This is a genomic window from Puia sp. (assembly GCF_036500295.1).
Taxonomy (GTDB): domain Bacteria; phylum Bacteroidota; class Bacteroidia; order Chitinophagales; family Chitinophagaceae; genus Puia.
In genome coordinates this window covers 155292-173649 of record NZ_DASYCH010000042.1, presented here as the reverse complement: position 1 = coordinate 173649, position 18358 = coordinate 155292, and the positions used below count along the sequence as shown (strand labels likewise).

At 54.1% G+C, this 18358-nt stretch carries 16 protein-coding genes; 10 read left to right on the top strand and 6 right to left on the bottom strand.

Going from position 1 to position 18358, the window contains the following annotated elements:
- Nucleotides 1–34: 34 nt before the first annotated feature.
- Nucleotides 35–1438, bottom strand: coding sequence for a dihydrolipoyl dehydrogenase (gene lpdA / locus VGM48_RS08505; RefSeq protein WP_331578008.1), 1404 nt, complete (start codon nucleotides 1436–1438; stop codon nucleotides 35–37).
- Between the two features lie 171 nt (nucleotides 1439–1609).
- On the opposite strand from lpdA, the gene bshB1 reads away from it, so the two are divergent.
- The 4 genes from bshB1 to VGM48_RS08485 all read left to right on the top strand — a co-directional run bounded on the left by bshB1 (nucleotide 1610) and on the right by VGM48_RS08485 (nucleotide 5577).
- Nucleotides 1610–2347 (top strand): bacillithiol biosynthesis deacetylase BshB1, encoded by a 738-nt coding sequence (gene bshB1, locus VGM48_RS08500; protein ID WP_331578006.1) that lies wholly within the window; start codon nucleotides 1610–1612, stop codon nucleotides 2345–2347.
- A 102-nt stretch (nucleotides 2348–2449) separates the two neighbouring features.
- On the top strand, nucleotides 2450–3526 hold the full coding sequence (locus VGM48_RS08495) for an acyl-CoA desaturase (protein ID WP_331578004.1): 1077 nt from the start codon (nucleotides 2450–2452) through the stop codon (nucleotides 3524–3526).
- A 127-nt stretch (nucleotides 3527–3653) separates the two neighbouring features.
- Nucleotides 3654–4529, top strand: a complete 876-nt coding sequence (locus tag VGM48_RS08490; protein WP_331578002.1) for a carbon-nitrogen hydrolase — start codon at nucleotides 3654–3656, stop codon at nucleotides 4527–4529.
- Between the two features lie 10 nt (nucleotides 4530–4539).
- On the top strand, nucleotides 4540–5577 hold the full coding sequence (locus tag VGM48_RS08485; RefSeq protein WP_331578000.1) for an agmatine deiminase family protein: 1038 nt from the start codon (nucleotides 4540–4542) through the stop codon (nucleotides 5575–5577).
- 22 nt (nucleotides 5578–5599) lie between these two features.
- Here the strand turns inward: VGM48_RS08485 and VGM48_RS08480 are convergent, their stop codons facing one another.
- Nucleotides 5600–6229, bottom strand: coding sequence for a methyltransferase domain-containing protein (locus tag VGM48_RS08480; protein WP_331577998.1), 630 nt, complete (start codon nucleotides 6227–6229; stop codon nucleotides 5600–5602).
- A gap of 77 nt (nucleotides 6230–6306) precedes the next feature.
- Between VGM48_RS08480 and VGM48_RS08475 the strand changes: the two genes are divergently transcribed.
- Nucleotides 6307–6861, top strand: a complete 555-nt coding sequence (locus VGM48_RS08475; protein ID WP_331577996.1) for a Uma2 family endonuclease — start codon at nucleotides 6307–6309, stop codon at nucleotides 6859–6861.
- Between the two features lie 34 nt (nucleotides 6862–6895).
- Here VGM48_RS08475 and VGM48_RS08470 read toward each other — a convergent pair whose 3' ends face one another.
- Nucleotides 6896–7732, bottom strand: coding sequence for a universal stress protein (locus VGM48_RS08470; protein WP_331577994.1), 837 nt, complete (start codon nucleotides 7730–7732; stop codon nucleotides 6896–6898).
- 219 nt (nucleotides 7733–7951) lie between these two features.
- On the opposite strand from VGM48_RS08470, the gene smc reads away from it, so the two are divergent.
- Both smc and VGM48_RS08460 read left to right on the top strand, forming a co-directional pair.
- Nucleotides 7952–11473: a chromosome segregation protein SMC gene (gene smc, locus VGM48_RS08465; RefSeq protein ID WP_331577992.1), complete on the top strand. Its 3522-nt coding sequence runs from the start codon at nucleotides 7952–7954 to the stop codon at nucleotides 11471–11473.
- 1 nt (nucleotide 11474) lies between these two features.
- Nucleotides 11475–11804: a DMT family protein gene (locus VGM48_RS08460; RefSeq protein ID WP_331577990.1), complete on the top strand. Its 330-nt coding sequence runs from the start codon at nucleotides 11475–11477 to the stop codon at nucleotides 11802–11804.
- On the opposite strand, the gene VGM48_RS08455 is transcribed toward VGM48_RS08460, so the two are convergent.
- Entirely contained in the window at nucleotides 11794–12930 is a 1137-nt protein-coding gene (locus tag VGM48_RS08455; RefSeq protein WP_331577988.1) for an oxidoreductase, read from the bottom strand. The two genes, VGM48_RS08460 and VGM48_RS08455, sit on opposite strands and share 11 nt — an antisense overlap.
- A 37-nt stretch (nucleotides 12931–12967) precedes the next feature.
- Between VGM48_RS08455 and VGM48_RS08450 the strand changes: the two genes are divergently transcribed.
- Complete coding sequence (locus VGM48_RS08450) at nucleotides 12968–14200, top strand: BamA/TamA family outer membrane protein (protein ID WP_331577986.1); 1233 nt, start codon at nucleotides 12968–12970, stop codon at nucleotides 14198–14200.
- A 33-nt stretch (nucleotides 14201–14233) separates the two neighbouring features.
- On the top strand, nucleotides 14234–14944 hold the full coding sequence (locus VGM48_RS08445; RefSeq protein WP_331577984.1) for a DUF1080 domain-containing protein: 711 nt from the start codon (nucleotides 14234–14236) through the stop codon (nucleotides 14942–14944).
- 50 nt (nucleotides 14945–14994) lie between these two features.
- Here the strand turns inward: VGM48_RS08445 and VGM48_RS08440 are convergent, their stop codons facing one another.
- Entirely contained in the window at nucleotides 14995–16059 is a 1065-nt protein-coding gene (locus tag VGM48_RS08440; RefSeq protein WP_331577982.1) for a class I fructose-bisphosphate aldolase, read from the bottom strand.
- A 127-nt stretch (nucleotides 16060–16186) separates the two neighbouring features.
- Here VGM48_RS08440 and VGM48_RS08435 point away from each other — a divergent pair, with 127 nt between their 5' ends.
- Nucleotides 16187–17218, top strand: coding sequence for an LLM class flavin-dependent oxidoreductase (locus VGM48_RS08435; protein WP_331577980.1), 1032 nt, complete (start codon nucleotides 16187–16189; stop codon nucleotides 17216–17218).
- A gap of 53 nt (nucleotides 17219–17271) precedes the next feature.
- Here VGM48_RS08435 and fbaA read toward each other — a convergent pair whose 3' ends face one another.
- Entirely contained in the window at nucleotides 17272–18339 is a 1068-nt protein-coding gene (gene fbaA / locus VGM48_RS08430; protein WP_331577978.1) for a class II fructose-bisphosphate aldolase, read from the bottom strand.
- Nucleotides 18340–18358: the final 19 nt, after the last annotated feature.

Sequence of the window (18358 nt, the reverse complement as noted above, 5' to 3'; positions counted from 1 at the left end):
CGGTAAAAGTAATGGCCCCCTTTTGTATTTAAGATTATAAGTGAATGGCTTCGCCGTAGGCTGCTTCCACGGCATCCTTTACCGCCTCGCTGATAGTCGGGTGCGGGTGGATGGCGTTGAGGACCTCGTGGTAGGTAGTTTCCAGCTTGCGGCCGAGGACCGTTTCCGAAATGAGCTCGGTTACGTTGTAGCCGATCATATGGGTACCGAGCCATTCGCCGTATTTAGCGTCGAAGATGACCTTTACGAAGCCTTCGTTGTGGCCTACGCCGGTTGCTTTGCCGGAGGCGCTGAGCGGGAATTTCCCGACTTTGACCTCATAGCCGGCATCGCGGGCCTGTTTTTCGGTGAGGCCGGCGGAAGCGACTTCCGGGGTGCAGTAGGTACAGCCGGGGACGTTGTTGTAATCCAGGGCTTCCGGCTGGTGGGCGAATTTCTTTTCGTTGTAGGCGATATTCTCTATGCAGATGATGCCCTCCTTGGTGGATACGTGAGCCAGGGCCTGACCGGGTACGCAGTCGCCGATGGCGTAGAAGCCGGGTACATTGGTCTGGTAGAATTTGTCGACGGTGATCTTGCCTTTGTCGGTCTTTACGCCGAGGGTTTCGAGACCGATGTTCTCGATATTGGCGCTGATCCCCACGGCGCTGAGGAGGACGTCGGCTTCAAGGGTAACTTCGCCCGTAGGGGTTTTTACCTTGGCTTTCACGCCGTTGCCGCCGGTGTCGACGCTGGTGACCTCGCTGCTGGTGAGGACTTCGATGCCGTATTTCTTATAGTTCTTTTCCAATTCTTTCGAGATGTCTTCGTCTTCGACGGGGACGATACGGGGAAGGAATTCCACAATTGTAACCTTCGCACCCATCGACCAGTAGAAGTAGGCAAATTCCACCCCAATGGCGCCGCTGCCTACGACGATGATGCTTTTGGGTTGTTCGGGAAGGGTCATTGCCTCGCGGTAGCCGATGACCTTTTTGCCGTCCTGTTTCAGGTTGGGCAGTTCGCGGCTGCGGGCTCCGGTGGCGATGATGATATGTTTACCTTCCACGATGTGGGTCTTGCCGTCGGCGCCGGTGACTTCGATCTGTCCTTTTGCCTTTAGCTTTCCGTAACCCATAATGACGTCGATCTTGTTCTTTTTCATCAGAAACTGAACGCCTTTTGTCATTTTATCGGAGACTCCGCGGCTGCGCTTGATGACGGCGGGAAAGTCGGCCTTTCCACTGGCCTCGATGCCATAATCCTTTGAGTGGAGAATATCCTGATAGACCTGCGCACTCTTTAACAATGCTTTTGTAGGGATACAACCCCAGTTCAGACAGACGCCGCCGAGATTTTCCTTTTCAATTATTGCTACTTTAAAGCCCAACTGTGAAGCCCGGATAGCAGCCGGGTACCCACCGGTACCGCTGCCGAGAACGACTACATCGTATGCCATGTCAAACGAAAGTTTTGTTTTATGAATTAATACCGGCCAACGGCCGACAGGCCGTTTTAGCGACCTGCGAAGCTACTGCACAAAGGGGAAATAGCCAAATAGGCGGCGATTGTGTCAAAAAGGAGGGCTTGTGTTAAAAGAGGGTATATTTGCGCCCATTAAACTGGAGATATGAAACTGGATATACTTGCGGTGGCTGTACATCCCGATGATGTTGAATTAGGGTGTGCAGGGACACTGTTGATGGAAAAACGTCATGGAAAAAAGATTGGCGTTGTCGACCTTACGCGTGGTGAACTGGGGACGAGGGGGACTGTGGAGCTGCGAGCGCAGGAGGCGGCGAGATCGGCGGTGATCCTTGGGCTGGATGCGCGGGAGAACCTGGGGATGGCGGATGGTTTTTTCCGAAATGATGAGGAGCATCAACGGTTGCTGATCCGGGCGATCCGGAAATACCGGCCGGAGATCGTGCTTGCCAATTCGCTGGAGGACAGGCACCCCGATCACGGCCGTGCGGGTCATCTGATCAGTGACGCCTGCTTTCTCAGCGGGTTAAGGAAGATCGAGACCGCAGACGACGCAGGGAGGCCGCAGGAGCAGTGGCGGCCGAAGTATGTTTTTCACTATATCCAGGACCGATATGCCGCACCCAGTTTCGTGTATGACATATCGCCGGTCTTCGATAAGAAACTGGCCTCGATAAGGGCTTATTCCTCGCAATTCTTTTCAGCCGATTACGGCGAAAACGAGCCACAGACCTATATTTCGAGCCCGGAATTCCTGAATGCGGTGATCGGCAGGCATCAAATGTTCGGGAAGATGATCGGAGTGCCCTACGCTGAGGGGTTTATCACGGAGAAAATGATCGGGGTCCAGGATTTCGAAGCGTTTGTGCAGATGGATACTTAAGGCGGTATTTTGGCGTTAATATATTGTGCCGCCTTTAACACCGTTGCTGCCGTAAAAAAGCTACCTTTGTCCGTATTTTATTCAAATTTTTAACTGTTGATCATGTCACTGCCATCCATTCCCAAATTCACCCAAGGTACGCAATCCTTTCACATGGAGTTGAAGAAGCGTATCAGCACCTATTTCGAAGAGGTGGGTGCGTCGCAGACGGGGAATTACAATCTTTTTATCAAGGCAGTGATCCTGATGGTGAGTTTTGCGTTTATTTATATCCACCTGGTATTCTTTACGCCTGCGGCCATTTGGGCTATCCTGGAAAGCGTGTTGCTGGGCGGGGTGGTTGCGGCGATCGGTTTTAACGTGATGCATGACGGGGCGCATGGCAGTTTTTCAAAATACAAATGGGTGAACAGCCTGGCGGCGTTCTCTTTGAATATTCTTGGCGGGAACAGCTTTATGTGGAACATGAAGCATAACGTGGTGCACCATGCGTATACGAATGTCGCGGGGATCGATGACGATATCGATATCCAGCCCTGGATGCGGATGACGGAGACGCAGAAGCGGTATAAGATGCATCGTTATCAGCATCTGTATTTCTGGGTATTATATTCCGTTCTTTATTTGTTCTGGATCTTCCTGCTTGACTATGAGAAATACTTCAAGAGCAAGGTGGGAAATATGCCGTTGAAGAAAATGAAGCTGAGTGATCACTTCGTTTTCTGGGGATTTAAGGTCTTTCATGCGTTTCTTTTCGTTGGCCTGCCGATCTACCTGCTGGGCTGGTATGACTGGATGATCAGCTTTATGATCTTTACGGTGGTGGCGGGTTTTGTGCTGAGCATGGTCTTTCAGCTGGCGCATACGGTCGAGCATACCTCGTTCCCGGTGGCTGATGAGGTGACGGGGAAGATGGAGGATGAGTGGGCGGTTCACCAGATCAAGACGACGGCGAATTTTGCGACCAATAACCCGGTGGTTTCCTGGTTGGTTGGCGGGTTGAATTTTCAGATCGAGCATCATCTTTTTCCTAAAATATCCCATGTGCATTATCCGGCGATCAGTAAGATCATCCGGCAGGCCTGTCAGGAGTATGGATTGGTGTATATTGAATATCCGCGGGTTCGGTACGCGGTGGCTTCCCATGTGGCCTTCCTCCGGCAGATGGGGAGGAAATAGTTATACCGCCCCGGAGGGTGCACCGGCAGCCCGGGGCGTGGTGTAATAAGACGGGCCAAATCCCATTCAAATATTGTAATTTTGCGCGCCTTGCGGATACCTAACAGAGTTCCGTGAGGCAATCGTCATGAGTAAAGTAAAAGTTGGGCTTGTGCAGATGAGCTGCACGGCCGACAAGGCGGCCAACCTTCAAAAGGCCATGGACAAGGTACGGGAAGCGGCGTCAAAGGGTGCGCAGATCGTTTGTCTGCAGGAGCTGTTCACCTCCCTGTATTTCTGTGACGTGGAAGACTATGACAACTTCCGGTTAGCCGAGGCGATCCCCGGTGCTTCCACGGATGCGCTTGGGAAGCTGGCGGGGGAGCTTGGGGTTGTCGTGATCGCTTCGCTTTTCGAGAAGCGGGCGCAGGGGATCTATCACAACACGACGGCGGTTTTGGATGCCGACGGCAGCTATCTGGGCAAGTACCGGAAGATGCATATCCCCGACGACCCGTCCTATTACGAGAAATTCTATTTTACTCCCGGGGACCTGGGATATAAGGTGTTCAAGACCCGGTTTGCGACGATCGGCATCCTGATCTGTTGGGATCAGTGGTATCCGGAAGCGGCGCGGATCACGGCATTGATGGGGGCGGAGATCCTTTTCTATCCTACGGCGATCGGTTGGGCGACTTCGCAGGACGAGGCCACCAATACGGAGCAATACGATGCCTGGCAGACCATCCAGCGGAGTCATGCCGTGGCCAATGGGGTGCATGTCGTCAGTGTCAACCGGGTGGGTCTTGAGCAAGGCGGCGCAATGAAGTTCTGGGGCGGCAGTTTTGTCGCCAATCCCTTTGGGACATTGCTTTATAAGGCATCACATGATGTCGAGGAGACGACGGTGGTGGAGATCGATACACAGGCTACGGATCGTTACCGCACGCACTGGCCCTTCATGCGGGACCGGAGGATCGATTCTTATCAGCCGATAACGAAAAGATATATCGACGAAGAATAATTTTCCAAGGATGACACTCAAACAAGCAGGCTATTATTTCCCGGCGGAATTCAGCAGACACAGCGCAACCTGGCTTAGCTGGCCGCATAAGGAGGCTTCGTGGCCGGGTAAGATCGCGAGCGTCTATCCTTTTTATGCGCAATTCGTGAAAGAACTGGCGAAGGGGGAAGAGGTGTGTATCAATGTGGCGGATGAGGCCATGAAAGCTTTTGCCCTTGGGCACCTGCAGGCGGCGGGCGCCGACCTGGAGATGGTGCGATTCTTTCTTCATCCGACCAATGACGCCTGGTGCAGGGATCATGGTCCGGCGTTTCTGATCAATCCGGCTGCCGATCAGAAGAAGGTGATCGTGGATTGGAATTACAATGCCTGGGGCAATAAATATCCGCCTTATGATCTGGATGACGATATTCCGACGCGCGTTGGTGCGGCGTTGGGATTACCGGTGTACTATCCGGGAATTATCATGGAGGGGGGATCGGTGGATCTCAATGGGGCGGGGACGGTTGTTACCTCCACGTGCTGCCTGTTGAATGAGAACCGGAATCCGGAGCTGGATCGGGATGCCATCGAGGGATATCTGCGCGATTACTATGGTGTCGAGCAGGTGTTATGGGTGAAGGAGGGGATCGTCGGGGATGATACCGACGGGCATATCGATGATACGGTACGGTTTGTGGATGAGGATACCGTGATCACGGTGATCGAGGAGAATAAGCAGGATGAGAACTATGCCTTGTTGCAGCAGAATCTGGCGGATCTGTCCCGGATGCGATTGCTGAACGGGAAGCAGCTGAATATCGTCGAGTTGCCGATGCCGGATGCGGTGGTCTATGAGGATCAGCGGTTGCCGGCGTCTTATGCGAATTTTTATATTGCCAATGAGGCGGTGATCGTGCCGACCTACCGTTGTTCTACCGATGAGAAGGCGTTGCGGGTCATCCAGGAGTGTTTTCCGGCGCGGCGGGTGATCGGGATCGATTCGACCGAGATCATCTGGGGGCTTGGCAGTTTTCATTGTTTGAGTCAGCAGGAGCCGGCGGTGTAGGGTTATCCGGCATATCCAGGATTCAGACGGGGCGCACGGCGATGAAGAACAGTTCTTTTCCGGCGCGGGGTTTTATGGAGTTGTAGCAGGGGGCGAGGGTCTTAAGGGTCAGGTTTTTCCCAAACAATTTTTGATATTCGGCTTTGTGGCCGCCGTAGGGCGGTTGATGGGCCTTCGGCCGACAGACCGGAGGTCTGTCCGGCGGGCCGCCGGTGAAGTCGCGGTCGAAGAGCAGGCCGGCGAGTCTGCCGCCGGGGCGGAGGAGGTCGTGTGCCTTTTCTGCATAGGCCGGGCGCAGGGTGGGGTCGAGGGAGCAGAAGAAGGTTTGTTCGACGATGAGGTGGTATTGTCCCTGGTGTTGGAAGAAGTCGGCGGTCAGAATTTTTATAGGGGAGCCGGCGAATTTTTCGCGGAGGAGCCGGGTCGGTTGTTCGGCGATATCGAGCAGGGTGATATCTGTGAAGCCGTTGTCGAGCAGCCAGGCGGCTTCGTAGGCGTTGCCGCAGCCGGGGATGAGGATGGGCAGGTCTTTGTGGGTCAGCTGTTGGAAATAGTGTTGCAAGGGCGGGGAGACACCGCCCATATCCCAGCCGGTATCTCCGGTAAGCCAGCGTTCGTTCCAGTAGTCGGGATCGTTCCTGTTATCGGTCATGGGAGGAAAGATAGGGAATGATGGGGGATGTTTTTTGGCCAGAGGAAAAATTGTAACTTTGGGGGAACCTGATGCCTATGTCATACGAAATAACTCCCACCGAATATCTCGTTCAGGAACGAGCAGCAGAATACAAGCACGAATTTTACAAAGGACGAGTCACGGCGATGTCCGGAGCGTCGATGGCGCATAATGATATTCTTGTCAATCTTATTGCCGAGATGAGAAATAATCTGAAGGGTAAGCCATGCAAAGTATTGCCCGGCGATATGCGTGTAACTGTGCCTTCGGGCGAGGCTTATATGTATCCGGACGCTTTGATCGTATGTGGCGAGCCGGAGCTGATGGATGACCGGTTTGATACGCTGAAAAATCCGGTCGTGATCTTCGAGATATTGTCACCGTCTACGGAGGCCCATGACCGGGGCAAGAAGTTTCACTTTTACCGTCAGATCCCTTCTTTCAAGGAATATGTATTGATCGACAGTACGCAAATCTTCGTGGAGATCAGCCACCGGCAGGCCGATGATTCCTGGAAGTTTGACGCCAGTTTGGATCCGGATGGTCATTTGCGGATGGAATCGATTCAGTCCCTGCTTTCTCTTGCAGAAATTTACCGGAACGTTTTTTAAGGAAGCCCGGGGCCCTGCCCCGGGCGCAATATTGTCAGACATTGATCGCCGCGATGGGCACGTGGCTGTGATAGGCGAGCTTTGAGGTGCTCGTCGTCTTGAATACGTTGGACAGCCAGGAGTGTTTGCGCGGGAAGGTGAGGATGAGGTCGATATGGTTATCGGCTACGAACTGGTTCGTTGCTTCCACGAAGTCGAAGAGCCGGATGAAGAAGAACTCGGGGTTGAAGTCTTTCAGGCGGTCTTCCAGCTTTGTCCGCTCGGCCTTGTACTCTTCGGTCACCTGTACATAGTGTTCGTGGTCGACGTTGACGACGAACAGCCGGGGGTGGAAGAGGTTGAGTACTTCCTTTACGGTATCGATGGGGATCGTGCTCTCGATATCCTGGAAATCCGTGAGCAGCAGGACATTTTTGGCCGAGGTGGAATGGGTATTTTCCGGGGTGATAATGACGGGGGCGATGGCTCTTTTTACGATGTTGAGAGCGTTGCTGCCCATGAACACCTGGCCGAGGCGGGTGGCGCCGGTGAGGCCCATGATGATCAGCTGGATATTGTTCTTTTTTACATATTCTTCCAGGGTATCCAGGAAATTGTTGTTCTCTTCAGCGACGACCGAGATGCGGGCGTTGGTGATAGCGGAGAGTTCGCTGCGGACGCTTTCCAGCGCCAGTTCGACGATGGCTTTGCGGCTGGCATCCTCTGCCCCTTCGGTTCCGAGGGGACTGCTGTCGGACCCATATTCCAGGGTATCAAAAACATTGTAGAGGATCAGATGGGCATCCGGTACGAGGGTTGAAATGTGCGCGGCATAGCGGGCGGCATTTTTCGATGTTTCTGAAAAGTCGATGGGAACGATGAAATTATTCATATATGAGAGTTTGGTCGCGTTTGGACTTTCAATTTAAGTAAAAATATAGAATTCTTCCTGTTATGGGTTTAGAAACCCTAAGAAAATAGCAGGCAAAATTATTATTCCCAAGTTTTCAACAAGTGCATATCCGGTGGATCGAATTTCGGGAGAATGTATCCGTTTTAGTGTAGGTTTGTCGGTTGTGTAGAGTTCCCTCATGTTTAAATTTAAACAACTGTGCGATTAAAGAGCCTCGAAATAAAAGGATTCAAGAGTTTTGCCGACAAGACTCATATCAGCTTTGACGAGGGCATTACGGGCATTATCGGTCCGAATGGCTGCGGCAAGAGTAATATCATCGATAGCATCCGGTGGGTGATAGGGGAGCAGAAGATCAGTCATCTCCGATCAGAAAACCTTGAGAGTCTTGTCTTTAACGGGAGCAGGACCCGGAGCGCTTCCGGGTTGGCCGAAGTGAGCCTGACCTTTGAGAATACCAAGAACCTGCTGCCCACGGAATTCAGCACGGTGACTGTTACCCGAAAATTTTATAAAAGCGGGGAAAGTGAATACCGGTTGAACGATGTTTCGTGCCGGCTAAAGGATATTCAGAACCTGTTTATGGACACGGGGGTGAGTACGGACAGCTATGCGATCATCGAGTTGGGGATGGTGGATGATATCATCAAGGATAAGGATAACAGCCGTCGGCGGATGCTGGAGCAGGCTGCCGGGGTCACGATCTACAAGACCCGGAAGAAAGAGGCGCGGCAGAAGCTGGATGCCACCGAGCAGGACCTGGCGCGGATCGAGGACCTGCTTTTCGAGATCAACAACCAGCTGAAGAGCCTCGAGAACCAGGCAAAAAAGGCTGAAAAATATTACGAGATCAAGAAGGAGTACCGGGAATTGAGTATCGAGCTGGCAAAGGCTGCGCTGGAAGGGTTCAACCTGACCTATCGCGAGCTGAACGAGCAGGCCGAGACGGAAACGGACCGGAAGGTGCGGATGGAAGCGGTGATCGCGCAGGAGGAAGCCGCCCTGGAGCAGGAAAAAGTGGGCTTTATCGAGAAGGAGCGGGCCCTGCAATCCATGCAGCATACGTTTAACGACCTTGTGCAGTCGTTGCGGACCAAGGAGAACGAAAAGAACCTGGCGACGCAGCGCCTGAATTTTCTGAAGGAGAAGGAGGGGTCGCTGCAGGAGTTTTTGCTTAAAGGGGAAGGTCAGCTGAAAGGGCTTGAAGAGAGTATCGTTTTTACCCGCCAGCAGGTGGGGGAAGAAGAGAATAAACTGTCGGGATTACAGGAGCAGTTGGAATCGCTGAAGGATTCGGTTGACGAGACGCGCCAGGTCTTTGACGGGCGCCGGGTGACGATCGATGCCTTACGGCGGGAGAATGCGCAGATCCAGCGGGATCAGTTCGATGCCGAGAAAAAGGTTGCCGTTGCCGATACCTCCATCCAGAATCTGCAGCGGAGCATCCGGCAGCTGGAAGAGGAGCGGACGGTGCGGGACAGTCAGCTGAAGCAACTGGAAGAAGAGCGGGTGATCAAGGAGCAGGAGCTCGAATCCAAGCAAAACGGTCTCCGGCAATTGCAGGATCATCATGAGCGGACCAAGGAGAATATCCTCCAGGCACAGGGGCAGCTGGAAGCGCTGCGTCAGCGGCTGGCCGACGAGGGCCGGAGTCTCGATGCCAAGAAGAACGAGCACGACCTGCTGAAGAGTCTGATCGACTCGATGGAAGGCTATCCCGAGAGTATTAAATTCCTGCATAAGAATAGCGGTTGGAACCATGAGGCGCCGATCCTTTCGGATATCATTTATGTAAAAGAAGAGTTCAGGGCGGCTGTGGAGAATGTGCTGGAGCCCTATCTGAACTACTATGTCGTCAATGATCTGCAGGAGGGTATGCAGGCAGTAGATCTACTGGATAATAATAAGAAAGGCAAGGCGAACTTTTTTCTGCTGGACAAGGTCACGGGGATTGCGGGTGTTGAAAGTCCTGCCTATGAAGGAATGATCCCGGCGATGAGCGTCATCGAAGTGGATGAGCGGTATCGGCCGCTGGCGGAGCATCTTCTTGGGAATGTCTTTATCGCCGAAAACGAGGAAGCGCTGGCCAGCAGCAACGGCGCCGTTGTGCTGGAGAAGACGGGGAAATATGTAAAAGGAAAATATTCGCTCACCGGCGGCAGTGTCGGCTTGTTCGAGGGTAAGAAGATCGGCCGGGCCAAGAACCTGGAAAAACTGCAGGGTGAAGTGCGCCGGTTGCAGGGTGTTGTGGATGGGCTGAAGAGCGATATCCAGGAGAAGCACAACGAGGTGATCGGCTTTAACGAGCAGCTGAAGGAGCAGGCGATCCGTCAGACGCAGGACGATATCAACCGGTTGACCAACTTTGTTTTCTCGCTGGAGAATAAGATCGAGAACCTGCATGCGCAGCAGAACTCCGGGCAGGACCGGCTTGAGGAGCAGCAGTTGAACCTGGAAGAGACGATCGCGGGGATCGAAGATACGCGCAATGCCTGGGCCGAGCTGGTCAGGGTCGTCGCGGAATTGAAGGAAAAGGCGCAGGTGGCGGAGGAAGAATATCGGTCAGCGGAGCTGGCTTATAACAATGCTTCGGCGGGATATAACGAGTTTAACCTTCAGGTTACCCGGCAGCATAGCAAGATCAGTGCGTTGAAGCAGGAAATGGAATTCAAGAGCAAGCAGCTGAACGATCTGCGGAATCAAATAGAGGTGAATGCTTCGCAGCTGAAGCAAACCCTGGAGAGCATTGCCGAGGGTGAAGGCCTGCTCGGCGGCTCGGAGGAATCGGTGTTGGAATTGATGCGGCGGAAAGATGAGGAAGAGCGGGTTTTGAACGAGGCAGACCAGGCTTATTATAATCTGAGAAATGCTCTTGGTGAGAAGGAAAGTGAGATCCGGCATAAGAACAAGGACCGGGAGCAGCTGGAGCATCTGCTGAGCAGCATCAAGGACAGGCTGAATGAATTGAAGCTTCAGCTGGCGGGAATGAAGGAACGACTGAATGTAGAGTTTCGCATCAATCTCGACGATATCATCGATCAGCCCCGGATGGGCGATACTCCGGTGGAGGATCTGCAGGAGAAGGCCGATAAGATGAAGAAGCGGCTGGAGAATCTGGGTGAGGTGAATCCTACGGCGATCGAAGCGTTTCAGGAAATGAAGAAACGATATGAGTTTATCCTGGAGCAGAAGAACGATCTTGTCAGCGCCAAGGATAGCCTGTTGCAGACCATCCAGGAGGTGGAGGCGACGGCCAACCAGCAGTTTCTGGATACGTTCAATAAGGTGAGAGAGAATTTCCAGCGGGTGTTCAAGTCCCTGTTCACGGAGGAGGATACGGCCGATATGGTGCTTGAAAATCCCGAGAATCTTGCCGAGACCGGGATTGACATTGTCGCTAAGCCAAAGGGGAAACGGCCCTCTTCCATCAGTCAGCTGAGTGGCGGGGAGAAGACGCTGACGGCAACGGCCTTGCTCTTCTCTATTTACCTGATCAAGCCGGCGCCGTTCTGTATCCTCGATGAGGTGGATGCGCCGCTGGATGATGCCAATGTGGGGAAGTTTACGAATATGATCCGCCAGTTTAGCGAGAACTCGCAGTTTATCATCGTAACGCATAATAAGATGACCATGAGTACGGTGGATGTCATCTACGGGGTGACGATGCAGGAGCCGGGGGTCAGCAAGCTGGTGCCGGTGGATTTCAGAGGATTGAATTAGTATGCGTACAATCTTACTATTATTTGCGTCGAATTGTTTTATGACGGTGGCCTGGTACTGGCACCTGAATCATAAAGAATTGCCCTTGTGGAAGGCGATACTCATCAGTTGGGGTATCGCCTTTTTTGAATATTGTCTTACCGTTCCGGCGAACCGGTGGGGCTCGATCGGGGGGATGAATGCTTTTCAGCTGAAGATCACGCAGGAGGTGATCACTCTCATCGTTTTTTCCTTTTTTGCCGTTCTATATCTGAAGGAACCTTTTCATTGGAGGTATCTGCTGGCGTTTGCGTTGGTGATTGCGGCGGTGTGGGTGGTGTTTAAAAAATAAGCTTTGCGATCCGGCCGTTGCCGCCGGCGAGGAAGACGGCTTTGCCTTTTTTTGCTACGCGGCAGGCATGGAAGCCGGTCAGGGAGATGAGTTTCCAGTTGAGTCCGTCATCGGTGGAGATATCGACGCCGGAGGTGCCGCAGCAGATGACGTTTGCGCCGCCGATGAACTCTACGCAACTACGATAGCCATGTGGGGGAGTGGAGGGGCGGGTCCAGGTCTTGCCGCCATCGTTGGTGAGAAAGCAATTCTTTTCCTGCAGCGTATCTTTTGCAAAGTCTCCGCCGACGACGATGAGGTGACGGCCGCCGTGTTCTTTTGCATGATCTTTTACGGCGACCGAATTGGCGCCGGTGGTGGTCTTACCCTGGAGGATGGGCAGGTCGATGGCCTTGTCGCGGATGAAGAGCCGGGCGTTGGGGCCGCCGGTGACGAAGCAGGCTTCATCGCGGTCGAGATTGCGGATGTTGGTGCCGCTGCTGGCAAAGCATCCTTCGCCGCTGTCGGCCTTCGGCAGCTTGTCGAAAGGGATATCGCGCCAGGTGTCGCCGCCGTCGAAGCTGCGGGCTATGAAGAAGCGTCCGTTGATGGGGTCGCCGACGACGATGCCGCTGTTGACGTTCCAGAACTCCATGGCGTCGAGGAACATCCCTTTTGCCGGATTCTCATAGACCAGCTTCCAGGTTTTGCCACCGTCGGTCGTCTTCAGGATATCGGCGGGTTCGGCGATGGCCATGATGACGGCGGTCATTGCGTCGAATGCTTCGATGTCCCGGAAGTCGCGCTTCTCATAGCCTGGAACGGTTATCCAGGTCCAGTTCTTACCGCCGTCAACGGATTTGCCGACGGTTCCGCCGCTGCCGCTGACCCAGACGACCTGGTCGCTGACGACGCTAAGGCCGCGTAGGGACGTGTGTGTGCCGCTGGTGAGGAGCTCGACGGTGGGGCCGGTGGAGTCGCGACCAGCATGGCCGGCGGGTTGCCCGGCGGACGTGCTTTGGGGGGAGCAAAGGGCGAGCGCAAGTGTAGCGAAAAAGCAACACAATCGGCTGATGATGCCGCGAATGGGGTGGGGAGAACCGACCGGGAGAGCGGCGATCACGCGGAAAGACGGGGAAATCTTCATACCTGAAAAATAGCACAATATTGGTACTCTTGTAGCTATGCTGAGATTTTTCGTGACCTCCGCCCTATTCTGTTGCTGGTGCCTGAGCCTGAAGGCCCAGAATCCGACCGGTACACTTGTCCCGCCGGATAAACTGGTGGAGGATACGACGGGGAAGCGGGATATCATCGGCATCCTGCTCAAGGTCACGAATATCCATTTCAAGAAACCGCCGAAGGTGGATGGGAAGCGGGTGTATTATTCCATCATTCCGCTCGGCAGTGCGATCCCGGGCGGCGGTGAGGCGCTGATCACCTCGACCAATGCCGCCTTTTTGTTGGGAGACCAGCAGAATACTTTTCTTTCCAATGTGACCTTTTCTCCCAGCACGAATCTGAAGGGGGAGTGGAATATCCCGTTTCGATCGAATATCTGGTCGCCGGGGAATAAATGGAATTTCAGCGGGGACTACCGGCTGACCTTCTATCCGCAGTTTACCTGGGGGCTGGGCGGGAATACGGCGCCGAGCAATAAGATCCTGGTGCGGTATACCTATGTCCGGTTCTATCAAAACGCCTTGCGGCGTATTGCCAATAAGCCTTTTCTTTTTGCGGGGATCGGTTACAATCTGGATTATCATATTCATATCCGGCCGGACAAGGATTCGATCAATATTGCGAAGTTCACGGGATACAACTATGGTACGGGCAATCACACCAACTCCTTTTCTTCGGGAATTACCTTCAACCTCCTTTACGATACGCGGAACAACTCGCTGAACCCACTGCCGGGCTGGTATTACAATGCGGTGCTGCGGGTGAATCCCAAGATCCTGGGGAGCGAGGACAACTGGTATTCGTTGTATTTCGACGCGCGGAAGTATATCAGCTTCGATCCCAACAAGTGGAATGTCCTGGCATTCTGGTCGTATCTGTGGACGACGATGGGATCGAATGCACCGTATCTCGACCTGCCGGCCATCACCTGGGATGCGAACCAGCGAAGCGGGCGGGGGTTCTATCCGAGCCGGTATACGGGGCGGACGCTTTGGGATTTCGAGACGGAGTATCGCCGGTCGATCACGCGGGATGAGTTGCTGGGGTTTGTGGTGTTTGGGAGTATGAATTCGGTGACGGAGCCGCATAACAGTGAGTTTGCCTATCTGCATGCGGCGGTGGGTGCGGGGTTGCGGGTCAAATTCAACCGGCATTCGGGGACTAATTTTGCGATGGATGTTGCGGCGAGCAAGGGATATTGGGCGCTTTATTTTGCGTTGGGAGAGGCGTTTTGAGGGGGTTTGCGGGGCTTGTGTTATATTCGGTACATGATTAAAACGATTACCCTGCTGCTTTTTGCGGCCTGTATGATCCCTTCCTGCACCGGTGGCGGGAAACATGACAACGAATTGACAGCGGAAGAAAAGAAAGCGGGATGGGTGTTGCTTTTTGACGGCAGCTCGATGAAGGGCTGGCATTTATACAATAACTATAAGACCTCAACCTGGTCGGTGAAGGATGGGGAATTGATCTGCGGTCCCGATAAGCGGCTGGAGCATGGGGATCTGGTTACGGATAAGGAATATACCAATTACGATCTTCGGTTCGACTGGAAGATCAATAAGGAGGGAAACAGCGGCGTCTTTATCGATGTGCAGGAAAGGCCTGACATTCCGGCCACGTATGCTTCCGGGCCGGAGTATCAGATGCTGGAGGTCTCGCATGTCGATTATGCCGACCCGTTGAAGCGTACCGGATGTTTATTTAATCTTACCAAACAAATAAGCCCGGTGAGTCCGACGAGGGCTGGCGAGTGGAATGAGTCGAGGATCCGGCAGCAGAATGGTCGCGTCGAATTTTATGTAGATGGGGTCCTTACGACGCAAGTGGACCTTCGGTCTCATGAGTGGATCGACTCGATCGGCAAGTCGGGGTTCAGCAAGTATCCCGAATTCGGGAGGCATGTGAGCGGGCATATCGCGTTGCAGGACTGGTTCAAGGCGGTGGCCTTTAAGAATATCCGCATCCGGGAGCTGTAATGGGATGTAATTAAAAAAAGCGACCCGCTCCTCGGAGCGGGTCGCTTTTTTTATGCGATGGTGATGTCTTTGTCGAGATAGACATCCTGGATGGTCTTGATCATTTCCACGCCCTGGTCGAAGGGGCGCTGGAAGGCCTTGCGGCCGAGGATGAGGCCCATGCCGCCGGCGCGTTTGTTGACGACGGCTGTGAAGACGGCATCCGCCATATCGGAATCGCCCTTGCTTTCGCCGCCGCTGTTGATGAGGCCGACGCGGCCGTTGTAGCAGTTGATGACCTGATAGCGGGTGAGGTCGATGGGGTGATTGTCGGGATGTGTCAGCTTGGAATACACCAGGGGCGAGGTCTTGCCGTGTTTGGTCGCAAGATAGCCGCCATTGTTGGTCGGCAATTTTTGTTTGATGATATCGGCGCGGAGCGATACGCCGAGATGGTTGGCCTGACCGGTGAGGTCGGCGGAGGTGTGGTAGTCGACGCCGTCTACTTTGAAGCCGGCATTGCGGGTATAGCACCAGAGGATGGTGGCCATCCCGAGTTCGTGGGCGACCTCGAAGGCTTCGGCGATCTCTTTGAGCTGGCGGTCGCTTTCCGCGCTGCCCCAGTAGACGGTAGCGCCGACGGCGACGGCGCCCATATTCCAGGCGGTTTTCACCGAACCGAAGAGGGTCTGGTCGTAGCGGTTGGGAAGGCTTAGGAATTCGTTGTGATTGATCTTGACGACGAAGGGGATGCGATGAGCATATTTCCGGCTCATGATATCCAGCACGCCGAAGGTGGAGGCCACAGCATTACAGCCGGCTTCAACGGCCAGCCGGATGATATTTTCAGGATCGAAATACATGGGGTTGGGGGCGAAGGAAGCGCCGGCGCTGTGCTCGATGCCCTGGTCCACCGGGAAGATGGAGAGGTAGCCGGTATCTTTGAGCCTCCCGTGGTTGATGAGGGTCTGAAGGCTTCTCAATACCTTGTTGCTGCGACCGGAATTTGTCCAGATCTCTTCTACATGATTTGGCGAAGGGGAGGCGCTGAGCGTGGATTTGTCGATGACGGGCTTGTGATCCAACAGAAACGAGGCTTTGTCGCCGAGGAGGTCGAGAATTTTCTTGGACGCCATGGTAATTGCATTTTATTGTATCGCAATTTACCGCACCTGCGGCAAAACAAAAAAAATGCCGGTGGAGGGGGGCGCTTTTCGGTGAATAATATAACAAAAAGGTGATCTGCCGGTTATACAAAATCTTATGGAAATAGGGATCGACAGTTTTGCGGCCATGTTCAGTAAGAACGGCGGCCATGGCCTGAATGATGCTGATGCGATGGGGCAGTTGCTGGAGCGGATGGTCCATGCGGATCGTTCGGGGCTGGATGTATTCGGTATCGGCGAGCATCACCGGAAGGGTTTTTTGGATTCCGCGCCGGTGGAGATCCTTGCGGCTGCGGCGGCCCGGACGGAGCGTATCAGGCTTACCAGCGCGGTTACCGTATTGAGCGCAGCCGATCCGGTGCGGGTATTCCAAAGCTTTGCTACGCTTGACCTTATCTCGCGGGGCAGGGCGGAGATGGTCGCGGGCCGCGGATCGTTTATTGATGCGTATCCCTTGTTTGGATATGACCTGGAAGACTATGACGACCTCTTTGTCGAAAAGCTGGACCTGCTGCTGGCCATCCGGAAAAATGAATTTGTCACCTGGAAGGGGAAGTTCCGGCCGCCGCTGGAGCATCAGCCGGTGTATCCAAGACCGGTGCAGGAGCCCTTCCCGATCTGGGTAGGGGTGGGTGGTACGCCGGAGTCGTTTGTCCGTGCGGGTAGTCTGGGATTGCCGCTGATGGTGGCGATCATCGGCGGGGAGACGCACCGGTTCCGTCCGCTTATCGATCTATACCGGGAGGCCGGGCGACGCGCGGGGCATGCGCCCGAGCGATTGACGGTTGGGTTACATTCGCTGGGTTATGTTGCCGGGACGACGGCGTTGGCGGTAGAGGAGTTTTATCCCGGTTATGCCGCTTCGATGACGACGATCGGTAAGGAGCGTGGCTGGCCGCCGATGACGAGGGGGCGTTTTGAGGCGCAGAACGGGGCGACGGGTGCGTTGCTGGTAGGCGGGCCGGAAGAGGTTGCCGAAAAGATCCTGCGGCATGCCGAGGCGCTGGGTGGTATCTCGCGGTTGACCTTCCAGTTGGACAGTGCGGAGTTGCCGCATGATAAACTGATGCGGGCGATCGAGTTGATCGGGCAGCGGGTGAAGCCGCTGGTCAACGCGGGGTTGCGGTAACGCAAGAATCCGGCTTTTGGGCCGGATCCGAAGGCGATGTGTCGCGGTAGAGGCTATGCGTTGCGATTGAGGCAATTCAGGTCGTCGAAGGCTACTTCGAGACGTTTGCTAAAGCTTTCTTCGGCTTTGCGCAGCCAGACGCGGGGATCGTAATGTTTTTTGTTTGGTTTGTCCGGTCCCTCGGGATTGCCGAGCTGACCCTGGAGATATCCTTCGTTCTTCTTGTAGAATTGTTGTATCCCTTCCCAGAATGCCCATTGCAGATCGGTGTCGATATTCATCTTTATCGCGCCATAGCCGATCGCTTCGCGGATCTGGTGCTGGGGGCTGCCGCTGCCGCCATGGAACACAAAGTAGACGGGCATGGGGCCGGTGGCGAGTTCTTTTTGAATATAGTCCTGGCTGTTTTTGAGAATGACCGGGCGCAGTTCGACATTACCGGGGCTATATACGCCATGAACGTTGCCGAAGGCGGCGGCTACGCTGAACAGCCGGCCCACCTTGCTCAATTCCTTATAGGCATAGGCGACATGCTGGGGTTGGGTATATAGTTTTTCGTTTTCCACGCCGCTGTTGTCCACTCCATCTTCTTCGCCGCCGGTGACACCGAGTTCGATCTCGATGGCCATGCCCAGGGGTTGCATCCGTTTGAAGAACTCTACGGAAGTATGGATATTCTCTTCGAGCGGTTCTTCGGAAAGATCGAGCATATGGCTGCTGAAGAGTGGTTGTTTCTTTTCCTTATAGAATTGTTGGCCGGCGTCGATGAGCCCGCTGACCCAGGGGAGCCATTTTTTTGCTGCGTGGTCGGTGTGCAGGACGACGGGCACGCCGTAGTACTTCGCCACGTTGTGGATATGAAGTGCGCCGGAGACGCCGCCGGAGATATTGCCTTGCAACTTGTCGTTGGGCATGCCTTTGCCGGCGATGAACTGGGCTCCGCCATTGGAGAACTGGATGATGACGGGTGAATTGACCTTTGCCGCGGTTTCGAGGGTGGCATTGATGGTGTTGGTACCGATGGTGTTTACAGCGGGTAGGGCGAAATGGTTCTCTTTTGCGTCTTTGTACAGGGCTTCCAATTCTTCACCAAACAAAACCCCGGCTTTGTATTTGCTCATGTATTAAAAATTAGTAATG

What these genes read in the sequence shown, in the direction of transcription:
- lpdA (WP_331578008.1), bottom strand. Translation starts at nt 1,438, where the DNA reads ATGGCATACGATGTAGTCGTTCTCGGCAGCGGTACCGGTGGGTACCCG.
- bshB1 (WP_331578006.1), top strand. Translation starts at nt 1,610, where the DNA reads ATGAAACTGGATATACTTGCGGTGGCTGTACATCCCGATGATGTTGAA.
- VGM48_RS08495 (WP_331578004.1), top strand. Translation starts at nt 2,450, where the DNA reads ATGTCACTGCCATCCATTCCCAAATTCACCCAAGGTACGCAATCCTTT.
- VGM48_RS08490 (WP_331578002.1), top strand. Translation starts at nt 3,654, where the DNA reads ATGAGTAAAGTAAAAGTTGGGCTTGTGCAGATGAGCTGCACGGCCGAC.
- VGM48_RS08485 (WP_331578000.1), top strand. Translation starts at nt 4,540, where the DNA reads ATGACACTCAAACAAGCAGGCTATTATTTCCCGGCGGAATTCAGCAGA.
- VGM48_RS08480 (WP_331577998.1), bottom strand. Translation starts at nt 6,229, where the DNA reads ATGACCGATAACAGGAACGATCCCGACTACTGGAACGAACGCTGGCTT.
- VGM48_RS08475 (WP_331577996.1), top strand. Translation starts at nt 6,307, where the DNA reads ATGTCATACGAAATAACTCCCACCGAATATCTCGTTCAGGAACGAGCA.
- VGM48_RS08470 (WP_331577994.1), bottom strand. Translation starts at nt 7,732, where the DNA reads ATGAATAATTTCATCGTTCCCATCGACTTTTCAGAAACATCGAAAAAT.
- VGM48_RS08460 (WP_331577990.1), top strand. Translation starts at nt 11,475, where the DNA reads ATGCGTACAATCTTACTATTATTTGCGTCGAATTGTTTTATGACGGTG.
- VGM48_RS08455 (WP_331577988.1), bottom strand. Translation starts at nt 12,930, where the DNA reads ATGAAGATTTCCCCGTCTTTCCGCGTGATCGCCGCTCTCCCGGTCGGT.
- VGM48_RS08450 (WP_331577986.1), top strand. Translation starts at nt 12,968, where the DNA reads ATGCTGAGATTTTTCGTGACCTCCGCCCTATTCTGTTGCTGGTGCCTG.
- VGM48_RS08445 (WP_331577984.1), top strand. Translation starts at nt 14,234, where the DNA reads ATGATTAAAACGATTACCCTGCTGCTTTTTGCGGCCTGTATGATCCCT.
- VGM48_RS08440 (WP_331577982.1), bottom strand. Translation starts at nt 16,059, where the DNA reads ATGGCGTCCAAGAAAATTCTCGACCTCCTCGGCGACAAAGCCTCGTTT.
- VGM48_RS08435 (WP_331577980.1), top strand. Translation starts at nt 16,187, where the DNA reads ATGGAAATAGGGATCGACAGTTTTGCGGCCATGTTCAGTAAGAACGGC.
- fbaA (WP_331577978.1), bottom strand. Translation starts at nt 18,339, where the DNA reads ATGAGCAAATACAAAGCCGGGGTTTTGTTTGGTGAAGAATTGGAAGCC.